This is a genomic window from Mesorhizobium sp. M1E.F.Ca.ET.063.01.1.1 (genome assembly GCF_003998155.1).
Taxonomy (GTDB): domain Bacteria; phylum Pseudomonadota; class Alphaproteobacteria; order Rhizobiales; family Rhizobiaceae; genus Mesorhizobium.
This window is the reverse complement of the sequence record NZ_RZSC01000612.1, coordinates 1-3,555: the sequence shown is the minus strand read 5'-3', so window position 1 is coordinate 3,555 and position 3,555 is coordinate 1. Positions and strand designations below refer to the sequence as shown.

The window sequence follows — 3,555 nt, the reverse complement described above, 5'->3', positions numbered from 1 at the left end:
GCGCCAGATGCTCGATCATTTCCAGGCGCAGCGGATGGCCGAGCGCCTTGGCGACGACCGCGAACTGCTCGTAGAGCGCCTGTTTCGGATTGCGGATTGACATCGGCCTTTCTACCGTCATTCAATAGAATAATTGAATGACGGTTTCGACCATTGCTGTCAAGCCGGGCTGCTCGCACGGGTTGGCGCACGGCGCGGAGGAAAAGCGATGATTCTCAGGCAGTTCCTGCATACCGACCCGGTTGCCGCTTCCTACCTGTTCGGCTGCGGCGGCAAGGCTTCCGCGGCGGTCGTCGACCCGGTCGGCGACATCGCGCCCTATGTCGAGGCCGCGCGCGCGACCGGCATGCGCATCCTCTACGTCGTCGACACGCATATCCACGCCGACCATATCTCGGCCGGGCGAGCGCTGGCCGAGGCGACCGGCGCCGAATACGTGCTGTTCGAAGGCGCCGAGGCGGGCTTCCCGTTCCGGCGGGTGAAGGACGGCGAGGTGCTGGAGCTCGGCAATGTGACGGCGACCGTGATGCATACGCCGGGCCACACGCCGGAGCACCTCAGCCTCCTTGTCACCGACCGGACCCGGTCGACCGAACCCTGGTTCGTGCTCACCGGCCACACGCTGATGGTCGGCGATCTCGGCCGCACCGAGCTTGCCTCGAGTGCCGAGGACGGCGCCCGGGCGCTCTATGCCAGCGTACGACGGCTGAAGGAACTGCCCGACCATATCGAGGTGCTGCCGGGCGCCTATTCCGGGTCGGTGTGCGGGCGATCGCTGAGCGGCAAGCCGACATCGACGATCGGCTTCGAACGGCGCTTCAACAAGGCCTTCCGCATCGAGGACGAGGACCAGTTCGTCGCCGCCATGACCTCCGACATCCCTCCCCCGCCGCCGAACGCCGCCAAAACCCGGGCCGCGAACGCCGGAGCGCAATCTTGAGCGCAGTCGCATCCGGCGTCGCGCTCGGCCTCAAGGCCAACTGGAAGCAATTCGCGTTGCTGGTGCTGATCAACGCCTTCGTCGGCGGCATGGTCGGCATCGAGCGGACCGTCGTGCCGCTGATCGGCGCGGAGGAATTCGGCGTCGCTTCCACCACGCTCGTCACCTCCTTCATCGTCAGCTTCGGCGTGGTCAAGGCCTGCGCCAATCTCGTCTCCGGACAGCTTGCCGACACATGGGGCCGCAAGCGGGTGCTCGTCCTCGGCTGGCTGTTCGGCCTGCCGGTGCCTTTCATAATCATCGCGGCGCCGAGCTGGGGCTGGATCGTCGCCGCCAACGCGCTGCTCGGCATCAACCAGGGGCTTGCCTGGTCGATGACGGTGATCATGAAGGTCGATCTGGTCGGGCCGAAATCGCGCGGGCTCGCCGTCGGCCTCAACGAGTTCGCCGGCTATCTCGCCGTCGGCATCACCGCTTTTCTCACCGGCTATCTGGCAAGCCGCTACGGGCTGCGCCCGGTGCCGATCTATCTCGGCGTCGGCTACGCGATCCTGGGCGCCGCGCTGTCGATCCTTCTGGTGCGCGACACGCGCGAGCATGTGCGGCTGGAATTGGCCAACCATCCCAAAGCTGCTTCCCCGCTCGGCTTCCGAGAGATCTTCTTGCTGACCTCCTTTCGCGACCGCAACCTGTTCGCGGCCTCGCAGGCGGGCCTCGTCAACAATCTCAACGACGGCATGAGCTGGGGGCTCTTTCCGCTCTTCTTCGTCGCCAATGGGCTCGGCGTCGAGCGGATCGGCATCCTCAAGGCGGTCTATCCTGCCGTCTGGGGCGTGTTCCAGGTCGCGACCGGGCCGCTCAGCGATCAGTGGGGCCGCAAGGGCCTGATCGTCGCCGGCATGTGGGTGCAGGCGGCGGGACTTCTCACCACCGCCATGACGCGCGATTTCGGCTGGTGGCTGCTGGCGAGCCTCCTTCTCGGCCTCGGCACGGCGATGGTCTATCCCAGCCTGATCGCTGCGGTGTCGGACGCCTCGCATCCCTCCTGGCGGGCGCGCTCGCTCAGCGTCTACCGTTTCTGGCGCGACCTCGGCTATGCGATCGGGGCGCTGTCGGCGGGCCTGATCGCCGACTTCTTCGGCTTCGCTGTTGCGATCGCAGCAATCGCGGCGCTGACCTTCCTGTCCGGCGCGATCGTGGCGGTGGCGATGCGTGAGACGGCGCGTTAACCCCAATCGCAAGGCGACGGATAACACCACTGCGTAAAATTCCGCGTTTACGATATCCGAAGCTTCGTGCTGCTAGAGTTCGGCCCGTCCGATACTATGGCGCAGGTGAATTTTCCTCGAGTTCGTTCATGAGCAGCCCGATGCGCATGCCGTGGGTGGACACGGCAAAAGGTCTTTCGATCATCCTGGTGGTGATGATGTATTCCGCCTACAACACCGGTGAATACACCGGCGGCGTCGGCTTCCTCCATTACGCCATCGGCTTTGCGACGCCTTTCCGCATGCCGGAATTCTTTCTGATCTCAGGCCTTTTCCTGTCGCAGGTGATCGACCGGCCATGGCGGCGCTATATCGACCGGCGCGTCGTGCATTACCTCTATTTCTACGTGCTGTGGGCGATCATCTCGATCGGGCTGAAGATCGGCATCTTCAGCCGCGATCCAGCCGGCATGCTGCACGACCTCGCGATGGCCGTCGTCCAACCCTATGGCGTGCTGTGGTTCATCTACATGCTGGCGGTGTTCGGCATCGTCGCGCGCGTCCTGCGCGAGCTTCACGTGCCGCACTGGATCGTCATCTTGGCTGCTGCCGCGCTGCAGATGTGGGCGCCGCGTCCAGATAGCTATGTCTTCGAGCAGTTCGCGGCTTATTTCGTGTTCTTCTATCTCGGCTTCGTCATGGCGCCGCTGGTGTTCCGGCTCGTTGCGTGGACGCAAGCCCGTCCGGCGATCGCCGTCGCCGGATTGGTCGTGTGGGCGACCGTCAACGGCCTGCTCGTCTATTCGCCGGGTTATGCCGTTCAGCCGGTCGGCATGCAGATGGGTCTTGCGGCATGGCCGCCGCTGCATCTTGCGCTGGCCGTCGCGGGCGCGGTGGCGCTTTGCGTGCTGGGTGGCTTCCTGTCGAAATTCGCTTCGATGGAATGGCTGCGCTGGCTCGGGGAGCATTCGCTGGTCGTCTATGTCGCCTTCACCATCCCAATGTCGATCTTCCGCGGTCTGGCGCTCGCCAGCGGCCTTCTGACCGACACCGGAATGCTCAGCCTCGCGGTGCTGCTCGTCTCGGTCATCAGCCCGGTAGTGCTCTACTTCATCATCAAGCGCACCGGCTTCGGAAACTTCCTGTTCGAGCGGCCGGCCTGGGCGCATATCGACAGGCCGAATGCCGGCCAGGTCTCAAACAAGGGCGTTGCCCAGCCGGCGCGCGAGGCGGCCTGAGGCCGCCTGTTTCGTCTCGGTCAGCCGCCGGCTACGGTTGCTTGCCAGCGTGTCCGGGACGGCGCACGGCCTTGATCTTGCCGCTGCTGCCGCCGCCGCAGAAGAAGCAGCCGCCACCATCGGATTCCAGTCCAGACACACCGGAGGGCATCGCTACCTCCTGCAGCAC

The 3,555-nt window shown here is 65.0% G+C and carries 3 protein-coding genes and 1 pseudogene; 3 read left to right on the top strand and 1 reads right to left on the bottom strand.

Annotated elements, in window-relative coordinates; all coding sequences use genetic code 11:
• Positions 1-208 precede the first annotated feature (208 nt).
• The 3 genes from EOA29_RS29145 (at position 209) to EOA29_RS29135 (ending at position 3,386) form a co-directional block, all read left to right on the top strand.
• A complete protein-coding gene (locus tag EOA29_RS29145) occupies positions 209-940 on the top strand; it encodes an MBL fold metallo-hydrolase (protein ID WP_126094369.1) in 732 nt (243 codons plus the stop codon).
• Positions 937-2,169 carry an MFS transporter gene (locus EOA29_RS29140; protein ID WP_245464699.1) on the top strand — a complete coding sequence of 411 codons (1,233 nt, stop codon included), beginning with the start codon at positions 937-939 and terminating at the stop codon, positions 2,167-2,169. The genes EOA29_RS29145 and EOA29_RS29140 overlap by 4 nt, the downstream gene beginning before the upstream one ends.
• Before the next feature lie 128 nt (positions 2,170-2,297).
• The gene (locus EOA29_RS29135) at positions 2,298-3,386 is read left to right on the top strand and encodes an acyltransferase family protein (RefSeq protein ID WP_126094370.1); all 1,089 of its coding nucleotides are present in this window, start codon (positions 2,298-2,300) and stop codon (positions 3,384-3,386) included.
• A gap of 31 nt (positions 3,387-3,417) precedes the next feature.
• On the opposite strand, the pseudogene EOA29_RS43355 reads toward EOA29_RS29135, so the two are convergent.
• A pseudogene (locus EOA29_RS43355) lies at positions 3,418-3,555 on the bottom strand (glutamine cyclotransferase); the annotation flags it as partial.

Bases quoted from the DNA above. Each gene is read 5' to 3' on its own strand.
- EOA29_RS29145 (WP_126094369.1), top strand. From the start codon at position 209: ATGATTCTCAGGCAGTTCCTGCATACCGACCCGGTTGCCGCTTCCTAC.
- EOA29_RS29135 (WP_126094370.1), top strand. From the start codon at position 2,298: ATGAGCAGCCCGATGCGCATGCCGTGGGTGGACACGGCAAAAGGTCTT.